The 16621-nt window shown below is 63.6% G+C and carries 27 protein-coding genes; 22 read left to right on the plus strand and 5 right to left on the minus strand.

What is annotated here, in order from left to right; translation table 11 throughout:
• The first annotated feature begins 101 nt into the window (after nucleotides 1-101).
• The 9 genes from AWC14_RS11140 to AWC14_RS11165 all read left to right on the plus strand — a co-directional run bounded on the left by AWC14_RS11140 (nucleotide 102) and on the right by AWC14_RS11165 (nucleotide 6301).
• On the plus strand, nucleotides 102-434 hold the full coding sequence (locus tag AWC14_RS11140) for a hypothetical protein (protein ID WP_201789703.1): 333 nt from the start codon (nucleotides 102-104) through the stop codon (nucleotides 432-434).
• Nucleotides 435-692: 258 nt separating this feature from the next.
• On the plus strand, nucleotides 693-839 hold the full coding sequence (locus tag AWC14_RS28640) for a hypothetical protein (RefSeq protein ID WP_158089892.1): 147 nt from the start codon (nucleotides 693-695) through the stop codon (nucleotides 837-839).
• A 61-nt stretch (nucleotides 840-900) separates the two neighbouring features.
• Entirely contained in the window at nucleotides 901-1464 is a 564-nt protein-coding gene (locus AWC14_RS11145; RefSeq protein WP_084047305.1) for a hypothetical protein, read from the plus strand.
• Between the two features lie 152 nt (nucleotides 1465-1616).
• Entirely contained in the window at nucleotides 1617-1793 is a 177-nt protein-coding gene (locus AWC14_RS28645) for a hypothetical protein (RefSeq protein ID WP_158089893.1), read from the plus strand.
• A gap of 151 nt (nucleotides 1794-1944) precedes the next feature.
• Nucleotides 1945-2121: a hypothetical protein gene (locus tag AWC14_RS28985; RefSeq protein ID WP_169716312.1), complete on the plus strand. Its 177-nt coding sequence runs from the start codon at nucleotides 1945-1947 to the stop codon at nucleotides 2119-2121.
• A 154-nt stretch (nucleotides 2122-2275) separates the two neighbouring features.
• Nucleotides 2276-3676: an AAA family ATPase gene (locus AWC14_RS11150; RefSeq protein WP_224164048.1), complete on the plus strand. Its 1401-nt coding sequence runs from the start codon at nucleotides 2276-2278 to the stop codon at nucleotides 3674-3676.
• On the plus strand, nucleotides 3673-4449 hold the full coding sequence (locus AWC14_RS11155) for a dehydroquinate synthase/iron-containing alcohol dehydrogenase family protein (protein WP_158089894.1): 777 nt from the start codon (nucleotides 3673-3675) through the stop codon (nucleotides 4447-4449). Before AWC14_RS11150 ends, AWC14_RS11155 begins: the two co-directional genes overlap by 4 nt.
• 431 nt (nucleotides 4450-4880) lie before the next feature.
• The gene (locus AWC14_RS11160; RefSeq protein WP_224164049.1) at nucleotides 4881-5216 is read left to right on the plus strand and encodes a hypothetical protein; all 336 of its coding nucleotides are present in this window, start codon (nucleotides 4881-4883) and stop codon (nucleotides 5214-5216) included.
• A gap of 122 nt (nucleotides 5217-5338) precedes the next feature.
• The gene (locus AWC14_RS11165) at nucleotides 5339-6301 is read left to right on the plus strand and encodes a hypothetical protein (protein WP_236723834.1); all 963 of its coding nucleotides are present in this window, start codon (nucleotides 5339-5341) and stop codon (nucleotides 6299-6301) included.
• 34 nt (nucleotides 6302-6335) lie between these two features.
• On the opposite strand, the gene AWC14_RS11170 is transcribed toward AWC14_RS11165, so the two are convergent.
• Nucleotides 6336-7016, minus strand: a complete 681-nt coding sequence (locus AWC14_RS11170) for a hypothetical protein (protein ID WP_084025009.1) — start codon at nucleotides 7014-7016, stop codon at nucleotides 6336-6338.
• Nucleotides 7017-7179: 163 nt separating this feature from the next.
• Here AWC14_RS11170 and AWC14_RS11175 point away from each other — a divergent pair, with 163 nt between their 5' ends.
• From AWC14_RS11175 to AWC14_RS28650, 7 genes are all read left to right on the plus strand, one after another.
• Nucleotides 7180-7410: a hypothetical protein gene (locus tag AWC14_RS11175; RefSeq protein ID WP_083071450.1), complete on the plus strand. Its 231-nt coding sequence runs from the start codon at nucleotides 7180-7182 to the stop codon at nucleotides 7408-7410.
• Entirely contained in the window at nucleotides 7407-7712 is a 306-nt protein-coding gene (locus AWC14_RS11180; protein ID WP_083071449.1) for a type II toxin-antitoxin system PemK/MazF family toxin, read from the plus strand. Before AWC14_RS11175 ends, AWC14_RS11180 begins: the two co-directional genes overlap by 4 nt.
• Nucleotides 7713-8056: 344 nt before the next feature.
• Nucleotides 8057-9277, plus strand: coding sequence for a pentapeptide repeat-containing protein (locus AWC14_RS11185; RefSeq protein ID WP_158089895.1), 1221 nt, complete (start codon nucleotides 8057-8059; stop codon nucleotides 9275-9277).
• Nucleotides 9278-9876: 599 nt separating this feature from the next.
• A complete protein-coding gene (locus AWC14_RS11195) occupies nucleotides 9877-10059 on the plus strand; it encodes a hypothetical protein (RefSeq protein WP_083071446.1) in 183 nt (60 codons plus the stop codon).
• Between the two features lie 266 nt (nucleotides 10060-10325).
• Nucleotides 10326-10544: a hypothetical protein gene (locus AWC14_RS11200; RefSeq protein ID WP_083071445.1), complete on the plus strand. Its 219-nt coding sequence runs from the start codon at nucleotides 10326-10328 to the stop codon at nucleotides 10542-10544.
• A 35-nt stretch (nucleotides 10545-10579) separates the two neighbouring features.
• Nucleotides 10580-10837 carry a hypothetical protein gene (locus AWC14_RS11205; protein WP_083071444.1) on the plus strand — a complete coding sequence of 86 codons (258 nt, stop codon included), beginning with the start codon at nucleotides 10580-10582 and terminating at the stop codon, nucleotides 10835-10837.
• A gap of 802 nt (nucleotides 10838-11639) precedes the next feature.
• Nucleotides 11640-11792 (plus strand): hypothetical protein, encoded by a 153-nt coding sequence (locus tag AWC14_RS28650; RefSeq protein ID WP_158089896.1) that lies wholly within the window; start codon nucleotides 11640-11642, stop codon nucleotides 11790-11792.
• 259 nt (nucleotides 11793-12051) lie between these two features.
• Here the strand turns inward: AWC14_RS28650 and AWC14_RS11215 are convergent, their stop codons facing one another.
• The 4 genes from AWC14_RS11215 to AWC14_RS28655 all read right to left on the minus strand — a co-directional run bounded on the left by AWC14_RS11215 (nucleotide 12052) and on the right by AWC14_RS28655 (nucleotide 13021).
• On the minus strand, nucleotides 12052-12285 hold the full coding sequence (locus AWC14_RS11215) for a hypothetical protein (protein ID WP_083071442.1): 234 nt from the start codon (nucleotides 12283-12285) through the stop codon (nucleotides 12052-12054).
• Nucleotides 12282-12554, minus strand: a complete 273-nt coding sequence (locus AWC14_RS11220) for a hypothetical protein (RefSeq protein WP_083071441.1) — start codon at nucleotides 12552-12554, stop codon at nucleotides 12282-12284. Before AWC14_RS11220 ends, AWC14_RS11215 begins: the two co-directional genes overlap by 4 nt.
• Nucleotides 12551-12784: a hypothetical protein gene (locus AWC14_RS11225; protein ID WP_083071440.1), complete on the minus strand. Its 234-nt coding sequence runs from the start codon at nucleotides 12782-12784 to the stop codon at nucleotides 12551-12553. The genes AWC14_RS11220 and AWC14_RS11225 overlap by 4 nt, the downstream gene beginning before the upstream one ends.
• Before the next feature lie 69 nt (nucleotides 12785-12853).
• The gene (locus AWC14_RS28655) at nucleotides 12854-13021 is read right to left on the minus strand and encodes a hypothetical protein (RefSeq protein WP_158085042.1); all 168 of its coding nucleotides are present in this window, start codon (nucleotides 13019-13021) and stop codon (nucleotides 12854-12856) included.
• A gap of 238 nt (nucleotides 13022-13259) precedes the next feature.
• Here AWC14_RS28655 and AWC14_RS11235 point away from each other — a divergent pair, with 238 nt between their 5' ends.
• The 6 genes from AWC14_RS11235 (at nucleotide 13260) to AWC14_RS11260 (ending at nucleotide 16547) form a co-directional block, all read left to right on the plus strand.
• Nucleotides 13260-13505, plus strand: a complete 246-nt coding sequence (locus AWC14_RS11235; protein ID WP_084031084.1) for a hypothetical protein — start codon at nucleotides 13260-13262, stop codon at nucleotides 13503-13505.
• A 283-nt stretch (nucleotides 13506-13788) separates the two neighbouring features.
• Nucleotides 13789-13995 carry a hypothetical protein gene (locus tag AWC14_RS11240; protein WP_084024988.1) on the plus strand — a complete coding sequence of 69 codons (207 nt, stop codon included), beginning with the start codon at nucleotides 13789-13791 and terminating at the stop codon, nucleotides 13993-13995.
• Nucleotides 13996-14040: 45 nt separating this feature from the next.
• Nucleotides 14041-14241 carry a hypothetical protein gene (locus AWC14_RS11245; protein ID WP_083071436.1) on the plus strand — a complete coding sequence of 67 codons (201 nt, stop codon included), beginning with the start codon at nucleotides 14041-14043 and terminating at the stop codon, nucleotides 14239-14241.
• Between the two features lie 96 nt (nucleotides 14242-14337).
• Nucleotides 14338-14697, plus strand: a complete 360-nt coding sequence (locus AWC14_RS11250) for a hypothetical protein (RefSeq protein ID WP_083071435.1) — start codon at nucleotides 14338-14340, stop codon at nucleotides 14695-14697.
• An 834-nt stretch (nucleotides 14698-15531) separates the two neighbouring features.
• Complete coding sequence (locus AWC14_RS11255; protein ID WP_085241254.1) at nucleotides 15532-16158, plus strand: hypothetical protein; 627 nt, start codon at nucleotides 15532-15534, stop codon at nucleotides 16156-16158.
• Nucleotides 16155-16547: a hypothetical protein gene (locus AWC14_RS11260; RefSeq protein WP_085241257.1), complete on the plus strand. Its 393-nt coding sequence runs from the start codon at nucleotides 16155-16157 to the stop codon at nucleotides 16545-16547. The genes AWC14_RS11255 and AWC14_RS11260 overlap by 4 nt, the downstream gene beginning before the upstream one ends.
• The last annotated feature ends 74 nt before the right edge of the window (nucleotides 16548-16621 follow it).

The raw sequence follows: 16621 nt of genomic DNA on the forward strand, positions 1-16621 counted from the left end.
ACGTCGCGGGCCCAGCCGAAAACAACCAGCCCCCAAGCTGATTGGCGCTGCATGACCCAATACGGGTCAACTCTTAGGGCAACAACAGATAGGAACACCACATGTTGAATATCCACATCCCCTACGCGCCCGCCGACCCCGGCGAGGGATGGGACGAGGAGCAGCAGGAGCAGAACCTCACGGTCGCCGACGCGACCGAGTTCGCGTGGGACGGCTGCCACAAGATCTACCTGATCCGGTCTGCAGAAGAGCGGGCCCAGCTGGTCGAGATGGGCTACGGCGAAGGCGGCAGCGAGATACTGCCGATCTCCGAACTGCCCGAAGTTTGGGGCTACACCTGCGGACTGCGTTTCATCAGCAGCGGCGACCTCACGCAACACTACGTCGAGCAATGCTTGCGTGACGTCGAAGTCACTTGGTTGTCCGACAACTGACTGAATTGCTCACTGCCACCTCAGGGTTGTGCTCACCGACGCGGCCGCACGACTCAGCACCTTACGCCAAACAACCTGCACCGCTGCGCACCCAGCCATCACCCAGCCTTGGACACAGCAACGCAGCATCCCCCAACCAAGTCGCCGGGATCTGCCACGCCGCCCACAGCGCAGCGACCGCGGCAAGCGCCCACTTCGACGAAACCACACAGCAACATGTTGCCCAACAAAACGCAACCCGGTTAGAAGGGAACATCCATGCTGGAACTCGAGGAAATTGATCCGAGTGACGACGACCTCGTCGCGACCGAAATAGCCGAACGACACGCTGTGATCGACCGATTGCACGGCGAGATACAGCAACTCGAGCTCGCGGCGCTCAAAGCCGCGCTGGAGCGAGGATAAAATCCTAAGTACCAAAAGGCATCACGGAGGGATGACTATGGGGGGGATACAACCGGTTGACTTGCCGGAAACGAACCTGATCATCGGAGAAAATTGGCCGCACTACGACGAGACCGCCTACGCGCGGGAAGCGGATAGCCAACGCGTATATGCAGAGCAGTCGGGCACCGCAAGCCAAGCAGCACTGGCCGCGGCCGACTACACAAAACCAAGCTTCCAGGGCGCCGCCGGCACCGAGCTCACCCAACGGCTCACTGACCGCCACCACGCCCACACCGAAGACGAAACGAGACATCACAACGTAGCCGGATGGCTCGATCTGGCCAACCAGAACATCACCTGGGCGAAGAACACGATGAACACCGCCACCACGGACTACCACCGCTCCTACGAGGATGCCGCACGCCGCGCCATCGAAGAGACGTGGACCCAACAACAACTCCGCGACGTCAAAGCAATCCTGGTCCAGCAAGCCCAGAACAAGGTCGCTTCAACGCGATCGGCGTTCGACGACAATCATGCGGCCATTGCGGCAGGAATCGCCTCCGGTGCGCCTCCCGTCGCGCCCAAAAGCCTGCCAGCTGCGGCGATTACGCATCCGCCAGGCACCGTCGTCGAAGCCTGACGAAGGAACCCTTTGGAAACGGCGAACTGTACGTAGACCAGCCAAGTAGCCGTGGCGGCGTGTCCACGCCACGAGGCCGGGCCACAGCCCGATACGGTCGATGAGGCAGTCACAACAGTCCGGAGTGGCGCGCATTGGGGGGAAGCAATCGCATGGCACTGATACGCGACTACATCGTTGTCACCGAAGACGGAAACAAGCACGCTATCGCCGCTGAAGGGCCACACTCCGCGTTGGAGTACTTCTACGCACGCGACCTCGACGGCGAGCAGCCGATGCCAATCGGCGTCTTCGAAGCCGGAAACACCTACATCGGTTCGCTGACCTAACACCCGTTCACGGCCCGGCCCAGCAACCACCAAGCCGAGTACCCGGCTTGCCCAGGCAGCGCAAAGCACTCGCGCGCGGTAACTGTCGCTCCTCACAACAGGTGAAGAGCCACCCGGCAGTCAACAACTAGTCGACATATCAGGAGAGACAATGGCACTCGATGCAGACGAACGCTACGCCGTGATCGTGGTCAGCAAGCACACCGGGCAACCAACCCGGCAAGGCATCTACGACGCTGACCGAGCCCAGGCCGTCGCCGATGAATGGAATGGCAAGCATCCGTGGACAGCGTTCGTCGTCGGCCTGCACCCAGAAAACATCCAGTAATCGAGAACCGGTCGCACACGGGCCGACCGCCCCAGAGCGTCCAAATAATGCGTTGGCAATCCCCAGCGCTGCTGCTCATAATGGAGGGCTCGGCCCAGGCTGGGCTCGCACAAACAGCGAGGAACTCCAACGTCCCCCGGGCCAAACCACCACGATGACAAACACCACCACCGCCATGCCCGCCTGGGCGCGCCAGCCGCAAGGCGCGCCCGGCGCCGGCGCGGCGACTACAAACACACAACGCGACGACACCGTCTCAGTCGCGGAGATCCTCGCCGCCGAACCGCCACCCGTGCGGCGAGCGCTCGAGGTCCTCGGTCAACTGCTCGTTGGCGGGTTGCCCGAACACGAAACGGCGCGTGCCTTCCTACGCCGCCACCTCGAGGCCGACGTCGCGCACCTGGTGTGCGAGACGCGTCGACTCTCGCCCGTCGGACATATCACCGCGGGCCTTGCCGTCGCCGACCTGATCGACGCGCACCAGCCCGAGCTGGGACCTGGTTCCGGTGACAATCCCCCAGAGTGGGGGGCCGTCGACATCGGGGACAAGCACTACACGCCCCCCACAAACCTCTCGGCTTTCTTCTCTGCCGGGGCCCTTGGGCCAGCACCAATCGTGCTGCAAATCACCGATTCCGACATCTGGCGCACCGACGACGGCGCGTGGCTGCGCGCCTATACCCGCCCGGGTGACCGCGCCCATGGCCGCGCCGTGATCGAACAGGTTCTGGCTGCCGCCAACGGGGATAAGAACCTCTACCGGGGAAAGTTTCTGAAGGTGTCAGCCAGCCGCGGCCTAACCTTTGAAGTCGCCCCTGGGCCAACTGTGGCTCGCCGCGACCTCGTGCTCCGTGAGGACATTTGGGCTGAGATCGACCTCAACATCGCGTCGGTAGCGACCGCGAGATCCCGCATGAACACGCTGAAGTTGGGATGCCGGCGAGGCATCCTGCTTGCCGGGCCACCCGGCGTCGGCAAAAGCGCGGTGTCGCGGGTCGTTGCCGCCGAACTGCTCGGGGACTTCACGGTGATGCTGGTCGACTCGCGCGCGGGAAGTGGCCTGCTATCTGACGTCTACGCCGAAGCGGTGAAATTCGGGCCGACCGTGGTCATGCTGGAAGATATCGACTTGCTGATCGACAGTCGCCGTTCCGGGCGCGGCGACCGCGGCCGGCTCGCGGAGTTCCTGGCTGTCATGGACACCGATCCTGACGCCCCGATCTTGACGATTGCGTCCACTAACGACGTCTCCACCCTCGATGCGGCCGCGGTCCGCGCGGCACGGTTCGACTCAATCCTCGAGATCGGTTACCCGGACAAAGCGGCGGTCGCACAAATTTTGGCCACCTACCTGCCCGCCGACGTGGCCGCAGCGGATGTGGATGTCGTCGCAGTGGCCGCTGAGGCGCCCCGCGACATCACCGGCGCAGATCTTCGAGAAGTGGTGCGCCGCACGGTCCTAGCCAACAGCGGAGAGATCACTACTGCGGGGCTGCTGGAGACTGTGCGGTCGGGCCGCTTCCGACCCGCAATGCCCTGCGGGAACTACCTGTGACCGGTGATCCTGCTCGAGTGGTGGTTGCCGGCGATTGGGACGGCAACCAGCGTTGGGCTGCGCGCGTAATCAACTATGCGGCCGATCATCGTGCTGGTTTCGTGGTCCAGTGCGGCGACTTCGGCTATCGCGGCAACCGCGGATGGACGGATGTCTACCTGTCCCACCTGGATTCAGTCCTGGCCCGGCGCGGCATCGAACTCTATTGGATCGACGGCAATCACGAGAATCATCCGCTGCTCGCGCAGATCCCAATCGACCCGGAAACCGGCCGCCGCCCGATCACTGACTACATCAGCCACCTCCCGCGCTGCTACCGGTGGTGCTGGCACGGGCAGACCTGGCTGGCGCTAGGCGGCGCACATTCCGTGGACCGCCGGTGGGGACAACAAGGCCGCGACTGGTGGCCCGAAGAAGAACTCAGCGCCCAAGACGCAGCTCGGGCAATCCAGGGCGGGCCCGCCGACGTCATCGTCGCTCACGACTGTCCTGCGGGCGTCGCGATACCCGGTCTGGATCGCCCATCCAGCTGGCCCGCCGAAGACCTCGCCGCCAGCGAGGAACACCGCCACCGCATCCAGTCCGTCGTCGATGCCACCCACCCACACACCCTGTTCCACGGTCATTTTCATCGCCGCTACAACGGCGAGTACCTGTCCCCGGACGGCAACCGCACCCACATCATCGGCCTGGCCGAAGACGCCGCCGCATCACTAAACGCCAACTGCGTCCTCATTGACCTACCAATACCCGCTGAGCGCGAAGAGAATTGAAGTCCGTCGGCTTCCCCGGCCGGCGCCAAACCCCGGGGAAGGACGCCCATAGTCGCGGCGCGCGCTCCGTGCTTGTACCACGGCGCCGGAAGACACCGGCCACGGTGCGCTCACGAGTAAGTCAGACGCGCGAAAGCCGCCGCGGCGCTGGACTGTTGGGATCGTTTCGCCACTGCTGCGCTAATTCGGCGCTCGAGGCGAACCTCGGAACTCCAGTGCGCCGGCGGGAGAGTGAACACCAACGCCTCCTCCGCCGCCGTCAACTCGGCTGGCGGCTCGGGCGCGCTCGCACGCCGATCAGCTAAACGTCTTAGCTGTAGGATTTGACCATGAGTCGGAAGGCGCCGGGGTTACTGCTACTGCTACTCGGAGCCGCCCTCGCCCTCATTGGCGGAAATGTTCAAAGCGGGTCCGCTAGCGGTGCGATAACCGTGCGTTACGGAGCAATTTCCGCGGCCGTCGGCGCGATCCTGCTCGTTGTCGGGGTCGCTGATCGGCGCAATGCGCGCCGGCCCGGCCCGGCCGCTCCCGCGCACGCGAATAACTACTTCTACGTCAGCGCAATTCGTAGTGGTTACGCCGCTTTTGTTACCGGCCCCGACGCAACGCCCGAACAAGCAGCCGCCGATGTGGACCGGGTGCGCGACTTGGCGACTGAGATCGGCGGGGTCGATGTCAACCACACCTACGCATGGGGAGTCTCCGAAAGCCCCATTCGAATCGATGGATTAGCCAACGCCCAACTCGGATTCCAACCAGTCGCGTAAATGGGGAAACCTGTCGGCGGCGGGGGCGGCCCGACGTTGGCGCGTGACCGCTGCTCGCGTGCGGGGGATCCTGTCGAGCATCCGCCGTATCTCGGGTTATCCGGCCGGCAGGGTCCGTGGCTGTGCACCGCAAGCCTGGCGCACGCACCGACCTCACTTCAACCCCGAACGCACTGACCGTCGCGGAGGCTGCGGTTGTGATCGCCAAGTCCCGCGACGACGCGACCCGCGTGCGGGTGTTCTTCGAATTCATCCGCGGGGTGGACGAAGCCGGTGAGGCGGCGCTGCAACTGCTCATCAGGGAACCACCTCTGATCGGCGACCATCGTTTCGATGCGCTGCTCGCCGCGGCTGCTGAACACCTCGCCGCGCGCCATGGCTTGCCCGGGCCGCTGTGGGCGCTCGCGGTCGAACGCTTTCTGTACCGGGCCTGGTCGGTCTCGACGTTGCCATCAGCGCGGGTGCAGGCATTGTTGTGGACCCCTGCATCGTTTCGCCGCCGCGGCATCTACCTTGACCGACACGACCTTACCCATGACGGGATCAGCCCGATGCTCGAGCCGGTGTGCGACCTCACCGATATCCGGTGCGCGTTCGAGGCCTTGGCTGCCAAACTCGAGCGCCGACGGGTCATCGGTCAGGTGCATGTCTGCGGTGGCGCGGCGATGATCTTGGCCTACGGTCTGGACCGCACGGCGACTTGCGGCATCGATGCCCAGTTCAGTCCAGATGGGCCGGTTATCGCAGCGATCCGTGAGATCGCGAACGAAAACGGTTGGCCTACAACCTGGCTCAACCATCAAGCTGCCAGCTTCGTTGCCCGCAATCCTGGCGAGGGTGACCGGGTTTTCGACCATCCTTATCTGCAGGTCAACGTCACCCCACCCGATCACCTGCTGGCGATGAAAGTCCTCGCCGGCCCTAGCGGCCCTGGCGTCGCCGATGACATACGAACCGTGCTGGGCCACCTTGGCGTAACCACCACGGCAGAGGTGTGGGCTGTCGTTGAACGATTCTTTCCCGGCACCCCAATACCGCCCCGGTCCAGACGCCTGGTCGAGGACCTACTCAACGAGCGGCGGTAGCGCGTACAGGGTCGCCGTACCATCCAAAGGATGGCTACCGCTGTCTCCGCTGCCACTGCCAGACGCCGTGATCGAGGTCGGTCGGCGACATGCCCATCTCCGCGGCCGCGGCGGTCAGGGTCCGCAGGGCGAATCCGGTCGTGACGGCACGGCGGGGCATCCCCAGCGCATCGGCTACGAAGCGGCAGATCATTCGGTCCGGCTTGACTCCCGGGATTCCGGCGAGCATCTGGACGTAGTGCCACGTGATCCCGGAGCGCTGACCGGGCACGGCTCGCCACGCCGCCTCCACGCATGCCAAGCGTCCGGCGTCCTCGGCCGCCTCCCGCAGGCTGGCGGCGGTGTTGATCCCCTCGGCGGTGAGGGCGAGCGCGGCGTCCCGGATCGCGGCGCCCTTGAGGGGAGCGCCGGCGTGGGTCGAGGTGCGGTTCCGGTTGCCGATCCGCTGTGCCCATCCGTCCGGGCCGCTCAGCTCGTCGAATGTGGTGAGGAGCTCGGGCACCCCGTCGGTGTTCGGGTCGCCTGCTTGCTCGCGTCGGTAGGCGCGGTAGCGGCCGACCACTGACTCCACGCTGGAGTACGTGACGCCCGTCGACTGCACGGAATCGACCACGCAGAGGGCCAGGCTGTCGCGGTAGCCCGCCGGGGCCTTGACGTCGCGGAGCGGCTCGCAGCGGTCGATCAGGGCATGCAGCTGCTCGTCGGTGTATGGCACAGGCGCCAGCGTTGCACAGGGGACCGACGCAACGGGTGCAACTGCGAGTGTCGAGCGCGTCTGGAGGGAAGCGCAGAAGATGCGGTTGCGCGCCGCGAGTGTTGGGCGGCGAATCATTACAATGCTGCCTGGGTCTACTAGCATTTGCTGCTAGCATTGAGCGATGGCACGGATGATAACGTTGCGACTCTCGGATAGCGCCTATGAGGCGGTCAAACGCTACGCGGACGCGGACCAGCAGTCGATGAACGCCTGGATCGAGAACCTCCTCGACGTCGAGGACATGCGGCGTCGCTGCGTGGCACACGACCAGTGGATGCGCACACATCCTGAGGCAACGGCGTTCAGCGAGGCGTGGGCGGACCGCAATCTCGACGAGTTAGCGCAGCGTTGAGCCAATCGCCCCGCCGAGGCGACATCTGGACAACCGACACCGGCATCAGCGTGCTGGTCATCTCCTCTACCGTGTACAACGAGATCCCCAGTGAACCTACAGTCATCGTCGTGCCGGTATTCGACACCGAGCCCGACACTGGATTTGGTGTGGATTTGGGCGAGAATGACTGGGCTGCACCGGGACTGGTCACTAGCCTCCGCAAGGCCAGACTAAGCGCACAGCACCGCCGAATAGACGTCCAGGCCCTCACGGACGTCAATAACATGCTTTTCAAAATTCTCGCAACGCCAGATCGATGACAGATTCGAGCCTCGACCTTTAAGGCGCAGTCGGTGTCCGAACTCCCGGCGGCGCGCCGGGGCCGGCGTGTCGGGCCATTTCGTGGCCCCTGCCGGAGGGGATGATCGGTGCCAGGGGGTATCGCGATGTCTTGCGCGCATGTGGCTCGGTCAAGTCAGACGGGTGCGGCGCCAGGCCGGCATCCCGGTGCCTTGTGTTCGGCCACGTCGGCCGACCGAATTCGGAGGGCAGTAAACGCATGACACGTCAAAACGGCTCTGGCACGAAGACCCGGGTGACATCAGCGGCGGCGGTCCTGGGGCGTCATGGTCGGCGTCGCGGCGAACGCGTCGATGGATCCGCAGTGTCTGAGGCGGATTCGGCGCCGACAATTGAGACGTCGGCCGAACCGAGTGTCGAGTCCGATGATGACACTGCGGCCGAAAAACCGTCGTCGACCGACATTGACGACAAGGCGGGCCCGGGCGCGATGCCGGGCGAGCCAGCCCGTCGCGGCCGCTATGCGGTCGAGCTGGGGTCCCGCAGCCGCGGAATCCCGATCAGCTGGGCTGTGATACTGGTGATTTTGGCCGCCGCGCTGCTGTTCGGGTGGCTCGCGTGGCTTACCAGCGGGCAGCTGGCGCCGTGGAAAGGCGGCTCGTTCTCGTGGATGAGGCACGTCACCAGTAGTCAATGGTTCGATGCGGCTCAGACCGCTGCGGCGCTGCTGGCCATCCCCGCGCTGGCCGCCGTTGCCCTGGTGCTACACCGCCGACAACAGCTCAACTACGAATTGAAAGTCATGGCCCACCACAACGCGGTGGCCCTGCAAGACACCGCGGTGGCCGCGCAGCGCACCGCGCAAGAAGCCGCCGCCACCGCAGCCGATCAACTCGACCTCGATGAACGCAAATATGACCTCGAGGCCCGCCGCCACAGTCTTGCGATCAAGGTCCGCCAAGACGAGCGCGAACGTGAACTTCGCCGCCGCTACGACATGATCGTTGGCCAACTCAACGGCCGTGACGCGCCGTTGCGGCTGGCCGGCGCCTACGCCTTGGCTGCGCTGGCCGACGACTGGCACCGGACCGGGATCGACGCCGAACGGCAGGTATGCGTCAACCTCCTGTGCGCGCAGCTGCGGACGCCTCCGCGACCCCACCCCGAAGATCCGGAGTTCCGCCGCTCGGTCGTGGCGATCTTGCGTGAACACCGGCTGCGCGCAGACCTGCCCGACGTCGACTACGACGCCGCCGACGCGGAAAAGAGTTGGCGCGCATGCCATATCGACCTCACCGGTGCCGTGCTGTCGGGCATGAACTTCCTGGGAACCGATCTTTCAGGTGTCGTCTTCCACGGCGCCGATCTCACCCAGGCGGTGCTGGCCGACACAAACCTGACCGGTGCCGCGCTGACGCAAGCCACCCTGACTGGCGGCTATCTGACGAACGCGGATCTCACCCGCGCCGACCTCCGGTGGGCCGAACTAGGGTCCGTTGACGTCTCCGGGGCGACCATGGACGGTGCGTTGCTGGCCGGCGCGCGAAATTTCGAGCCCGCCGCGCGAGCTGACGCAGGGAGCTAACCGCAGGGGAGCGGTTGCCGCTCGGTGTTTGCGCTTTGGGCGAGTGTTGCCGCCAGAAGTCGTCGGTGTCGCGACATACCCTTTGCCTGGGGGTTGTCTTCGGACGTCATGGGGGGACGTTCTATGCAAGTCATCGAGAGCGATTCGTGCCGTCGCGAAGAACGCAATGAACGCTATCGCCGCGGCGTCTGTATCGACTGTGGCTCCGAACCGCACTCGCCTGGCCGGCCCCGGTGCGAAAGCTGTCATCAGGACCACCAGCTCAACCCGGTGGGACGCAAGTGACTATTTTCGTGGCGAATGGATCGGGCGCTCGGTCGCACACCCACAGCTCACGGCCGAGTCGGGTGCAGATAAACGTGATCCAGACCGACGATGGTGTGTTCTACGACGAGGCCGGCGAACAGATTCCGGCGCCCTGCCAATGGTTCGCGCTGTGCGACAACAACGCGGTTGCGACTGAACCTCACCCAATCCTCGGTGACGTCCCGATTTGTCGACGGTGCCGGGACAACGTCCATCGGCGGTAGCAGACCTGTTGCGCGCCAACGGCTCAGCGCGTCATCAGTCAAGGGAACTCACCTAGGAGGTGTGATGGAATGGCTACACGGCTCGTACAGATCACCATCGCTCGTTCGGATGGAACGGATGATGCCGAAATCAGCATGGTTATGCCCGGCGGTGAATCCGGGCATATCAGCCTGTCCGAAGAATCGGAGGAATACAACGTGTTCTGTGACGCAGTAGATGCGTTGTGGGAGCTTGTGATTGGCGAGAGGTAGGGCAACGAGGTGGACGGCGACTGGGTCGCAGAGTTGCTTCCCGGGGATGTGCGAGGCGGCCCCAGTGACGATGAGCGCGATTCGCGCAGACGAACTCGTCGGGTACTCGATCGCCCGGGTGCACAGCGGCGCAGCCACTATCCCGGCCGGCGAACCGACAAATCGGGCGTTTCTACGCGCGGCTGTGCGCCGTTGGCGCGCCCGTACCGGACACATCCGATGAGCCCGTAAATGACACCGAACACCAACCAGGAGCGAGCGTCCAAGTGAGCAGAGTTAGCAAGACCGTCGTTACGTTTACCGTCCTGCATTGCAGTGACACGCCGCTGCCGCCAAGCCTCGACGCCATCCTGCAAGAAACGGATTACGGCCACGCGGTTGGCCTCGAAACCAGTCGTGTGACCGTGGATGTTCCGGAAGACACGGTGAGAGACGAACTGCTCGCACTGGGCAACGACGGAGAGTTCTTTGAGGACGACGACTAATCCGCGCGCGGATAGAACAGGGGGTAAATATTCACGTGCACACCATCATTGAAGCGGAAGTAACCGACGTCTACCTGACCGAATTGCGTGCTGAGTTTCCCGAGCTGAGCCTGACCGTATCGCCGGGTCAGACACGCCTGCGTCATGGAAACCGCGCCTACCACCGCCGCATCGAAGGCCCCGCCGCCGACATCCGAGTCGTCAGTGATCGGCTGTCCATGGCGGGCCTCAGCTGGACCACCATCACCAGCGCGGCCGCCAGCGCCGCGACACAGACCCCACCCCACATATGAGCGCGTCTAGTCCTATGAGCGCCAACGCATTACAGCCACTGATGGCAGCTGTCACAGAATTTAACGAGGTTGCGGACTTCGATCGCCAGGTGGTCGACCCCGCCGTCGCGTTTGCGCTAGCACAGGCGGCTGGCGACTACCTGTCATCAATCGGGCGCTGAGCAAAGGGGACACGAGATGGTTGTTTGCGCCAGGCGGCCGGCAACAGGCGAGTGAAAGGAAGTCATCGATGCCCTTACAGGCAATTCCATCAGCAGGCGACCCACTTATCATCGTCGGCCATGTGCACGCGTTCCCGCGGCACCCCGCACCAGGCACCGTCGTCTCACCACTGGCAGGCGCCGACACCGTGGCCGGTGCGCAAGATGTACCGGGGCAAGGGTACGCACTGGTATCCGTCGAATGGGCCACGCCGTACACAACACTCGATCTGGGCACAGGATCATCAGAAACGCAATACCGCCGAGGAGAATTCGGTCTGCCAACCGAGTGGACCTGGTATCTGGCCCCCGCCGTGCTCGACGAAAGTGGCAGGCAATACCGGCTCACGAGCGATCAAGTGGCATGCGGACACCGCACAGCCCGGCTCCCCGAGCTAGTCGGTTTGAACGCTCCAGAGGTCGTAGCCATTCACGACGTCGTCCTATGAATCAGAGCGAAGTCCTGACATGACGCCTCTCAGCGTCGGGGTTCGGCCGGATCTGCGGTGCGCGAATGCCGCAGCGCCACAACATAGCCGCAAGCACGAGCTGAAGCGGACAGGCAAAGGCAACCAGGGCACATGGAAAACGGGAGGTTTGAGATGGACACAGTCACCACGATCAGCGTCTACATCGGCGGCAGCCACCGCAAGACGATCGACCAGCCGGGGTTTTACGCCCGGATCCGTGAGTTGATCGAAGAGTTCGGAGGCCCAGCGCAATCCATCATCGCCATCGAGGAATCGGGGGTTTGAGCGTGAAGGTGACATTCACCGTCGAGTTTGACGAAGACGTTACCGGGCTCGGCGTCCTGATCGACGCCATGACCGACGAACTGTGCGCGTACGAGCATGTCGTCTCCGTTACTGCGGACTGAGAGGTTTGACCTGACCGACACTGGAGGAAAGTCAGGCAGGTTTTGATCGACCAACTCAAGGATGCTTGCCCACAGGTTTGCGACGACTATCAGCCATCCGCGCGAGCAGTTCCCGGCCATCCACGGTGATGTGACGCTTACGCAGACCATCGCCGACGGATGACGTCCTGGGGTGACTCACCGCGACCGCTGCGCCACTGCCCCTCAATTTTCTCCATGATTTCGTACTCGACGCCCTGCACCTGCACGATGCTCTGACCGAACTCGGCCGCATCGATCCGGTCGGCGAACCGTTCGTCGCTCACGAGCTCCGGCCAGACCGCGGTCGATGCGTGGGAGAACAGGATCGCGAACTCGCGGCGGTCGCTCACCGGATCTCCGTGGTGGTGTCGGCCAGGCGGTGGGTCGTGTCTTGGGCGCAGGCGTCGCTGTTCGGATCGATCGCCGCGGTGACGTCGAGGGTGAGGCGATCGGCCGTGCTGGCGATGATCCTGTACTGAACGTCGACCGCGAAGTAGGCCGTGTCGCTGCCGAACGCCCGTTCGCTGATTAGGTCGAGGAAGCTATCGAGGTCAGCGTCGATGACTTCGTTGAGCGATACGACCGCGGTTCCCTGGATGCGGTCGCCACGGTCACTCATCGGTCCTGCTCGCTGCTGTGGTCTTGTTGAGATGCGAGGACGTCATAGGTGTCGAGCTTCGCGTCCTCCTGGGTCTTGTCGAGACTTAGCCCGGTGTCTGTGTGGATGGTCAGCCATGCAGCACCCAACCCGTGGATGTCGATGTGCGTGACCGTGTGGAGGGTGCGATCAGGGGCGACGATAACATCGCCCACAGAGAGCTGATTAGCCTGTCGGACAATCGTTTTCATCCCGGATGATCCTCTCGTGACTGTTAATGAGTGCCGTATGCGCGGCTGTTGCCTAGCCGGGGTTGGGTGCTAGCACTGCTGACTGTGCGGGGGGCCGAGCATCGCAGTGAGCGTCTCGGCAACTGCGTCGATGCCGCTCTCGACAAACCAGGTAGCCGATCCATCCGCAGTGCCGAAATCGACCGTGACTGTCGGTAGCTCGTCGGCGGCCTCGTGCACCTCGTTACTGGACTCCATGCTCCCCCCTCTAATTTCCAGACATTGCTCAGCGTTCCGTGTCGCCCCGGCGGTTACCGACTGCAACACGCTCGACACAGCAAGTTCCACGGCTACGCGGCAGTGAGCCGGGCGGCCTGGGTTACGGCCTCGGGCTAAGCCCGCAACGGGCCGGCATGCCGCGTGTCGCAGCCAACTAACCGCAAGAACGCCCATTTACCCTGAACGGCGGGGAAACACATCGGCCAGACCGAACCGCGTGGCCGGCCGAGACGCCTTCTCCGGGGGGAGGACCAACGTGGGCTGGTGGATCACCAACGAAACGGGAACGTCATTCGCCGCCGATGGCGACTTGATGTGGGGCGACTCAGTTGCCGACATGATGGACGAGACGCTGGGCCAGATCATGCAGGAATTCCAGCGCTCATGGAACCGAAACCCGAGTCTGCGCGAACTCATCGCCGGTCTGCGATTCAGCGCCAGCACCGCCGACATCACACCGTAGCCCGTGCCGCATGCCGTCGGCGCGGGCCCGCGATGATCAGGCATGCGCGTTGTTAGAGAGGGATTTGCTTTGAAGCATTGGCGTGTTGAGGACAGCTCAAGCGGCATGGGCGCCGTGGTCGAAGCCGAAAACGAGTTAGCTGCCGCCCAGAAGTTCCGAGAAGACTACGGATCTGAGCTTCACGTCAGCGAGGCATCCTCCGACGATATCGCGGAGTGGCAACAGAATCCGCAGCCGTGGCACTCGTAACTAGCTCAACTGTGCGAGAAGGGTGAAAATCGCGATGGCGAACAGGTTGACGATCCGCATTGAAGGTGAGTACGGCCTAAATGAGGGCAGCATCCACATCGAGGACCAAAACGGGACCGAGATGCTGATGTGGGAATCGGCCGAGTGGATCGAAGATCCAAGCCTGGTCTACGTGATCGCGAATGCGATCACCACCGCGCTCTCCGATCCTGACCAATTCCTCCGCATTGCCCAGAACTAGTCCGTAGTCCAGTGAAAGTATCGCGAACACAGGAAGATTGAACCAATGGCAGAACAGTTGTCGAGCACCGTTGTTGCCAACGGGACAGCGCCGCAAGCGGTCACCGTTGCACAATTCGCTGACGGTGCAGTTGTGGAAGTCGTTACCTACGTCCACGAGAATGAACTCCAGGTGACAATCAGCACCTCGCGCGGCCACGGCACAACGGTCACCGTCGACGATGTCGACGTCTATCGAGCTGGCTAATTCGAGTCCAGTGAGTGCGAAATGTGAGTAACGAGAGACGGAATTCGTAAGGCGTGATGCTAGTCCGTAGTGGGAGGATCCCGAGCCTGCCGCTCCATGAGCGGCTCCCATACGTTGCCGACGCAGGTCTCGCTGGAGGCCGGCCATGACAACGAAACCCGAAGGGAAAGAATCGTCGTGACCGATATCGCTGGCCTCCAGCAAGCGCTCGACCTCTATGGCGCCGCGGTCTACTGGAGCGGTCGCAGTACTGGGTCGGCGAACGCTTGTGTCGACTTCGCGGCTGCACAGAGCTTGGCGGCCTCGCTGCGTGAGCACGCCGTGGCCGCGGGGGTTAGTGCTGAACAGCTCGACGACGCCGAGCGATATGCGCGCGACTGTGTCTCGAAGGGGCGTAAGCCACTGAGGGCGGGGTGGTCGTTCTCGCACTTCCACCGTGAACAGGCAGTCCATTAGCTGCAAGACAATCCTTCCAGAAATGGAATGAGCCCGATGGGGGCCAACTTCAAAATCACTGGCCCCGGCCCCCGGGGGCCGTCGAGGAGAACGTTGGGAGCGAGGATTAGGCACCGAATCAGCGGACAGCACGGAGTCCTCGTTTCACGAGGAATCTGGTACGCCGCCGTCAAATTCGACGGCGAGGATGGCACCTCATGTGTGGCTGTCGACTCGGTAGTCGCCGTCGACGAGGCCGACTACGGCTGCGAGACATGCGCCCACGAATCACACCCATCCGGGCCGTGCCCATGTGGGTGCGACGACTGAAACACGGCGGAGCTACCACCATCAAGTCCAGGTGCATGAAACCGGGAACGCTTAAGATCACCCTCCGCAGATTCGACTGGCATGTGAAAGGAGGGCCCGTGCGCCGACGGGGTGTCCGTGTTGTCCTAGTCGCCGCGCTTCTGTTGGCGGGCTGCACACATGGTGGCGGGCACGCACCGCGCTCGAGCATCACAGATCGCTCCAATGACGAGCTGGCCAAGTTCCTGCCCACACTTGCCGACTACCCATGGACTGGCTGGAACATCGTTCAGCGAATCGGCCCACCACCCAAAGCGCAAACACCGCGCCAGCCCATGACTGTCGAACCGGCCGGATGCGACCCCCCCCCCCTATTCCGAGGCCAGCCAGATCGCTGCCCGAACGAGCGCCCTTGCAACCAGTCTGGGCCCAACAGGATTCGGCGGCGAGGCTTCCGTCGCCTTCTTACGCGACCCGCCGTCACACGATCTCGTCGCCGACACACGCGCCTGGGCGAAGCGGTGCGCCAATTACGTCGAGAAGTACGTGCCCGCCGAACCTGGGGAAGTTCCGGGCCCGGCGGCGCCGACATCGATCAGCATCTTGCCCGACCGCCACATCGAGGGCGTCGATGTGTTGGCTGTACACCTCACTGACAACCGTGAACATCGCTTCCAGCCGGAAGGCAGCCGGGAGAGCGTGGTCTATGTGGCCCGGGTGCGCGGCATCGTCGTTGCCGGGCTTCGCCACGACAGCGGCTCTGTGCTTGATGAGGTGTTCGGCGCCACGATCCGCCGGCTGAAAGATGATCAACCCGCACCACGGCCTCTCTCGGGCACAATCGGCAGCGCCAGTCTCAAAGGGCGCTCCGATCAAGAGCTCAGCGAACTGCTTCCCTCGATCGTCGACGTCCCCAAAGGGTGGAGCGTTGGTCAGACCTCGCCGATTGTTGGCGCCCGCGCCCTCGACTACCAGACAGAGGGATCGACCGACCCTAAGGGATGCAACGCGATTCCGTTCATGAACGAGGGCGCCCCGCGCGACGATATCGGTCGTGACTATCGCGAAATCGCCACTGCCGCAGCAGTACACGACGATACCGACTCTGCGGTCGGCGGTCTGGACGTACCGACCGAGTCCGGCTGCACATCGAAAACTCCTCAACGGATGTGATCGATCAGACGAAGTTCTGGGCGCACCAGTGCGGCAACTACCGGGGGCTCGGGGCGGAGTCTGACGGATCTGTCGAACTCAAGTCAGAGACGGTCGACGGCCAGGACGTGTATGCCGTTCATTTGAAACGCGCAAACCCCAGGAACTTCGATTTCTGGATGCTTCTCGCGCGGGTCCGCGGTGTCCTCGTGACCGCACAGTCGTCATCCCCCCAGCCCAGCGCGCTGTTGCGTACAACGATCGACCACCTGCGCCATGCGGTCTTCAGCGGTCCCGCGAGTCCAGTCCGTCAGGATCGTTTCAACCCTGAGGACGATCCACCGGGGACGATGCCGTTGCCTCAACCGTCGGCCGCAGCCAGCGACGAGCTGGCCCGGGTGGCCGAATGAGCCGTCCCGGGGAGTCCGGAGACTGATTGTGTTGGATCACCCCGCTTTTGGTGGGGTGCGTCTGTGATCGTAGT

Source organism: Mycobacterium kyorinense (assembly GCF_002101735.1).
Lineage (GTDB): Bacteria > Actinomycetota > Actinomycetes > Mycobacteriales > Mycobacteriaceae > Mycobacterium > Mycobacterium kyorinense.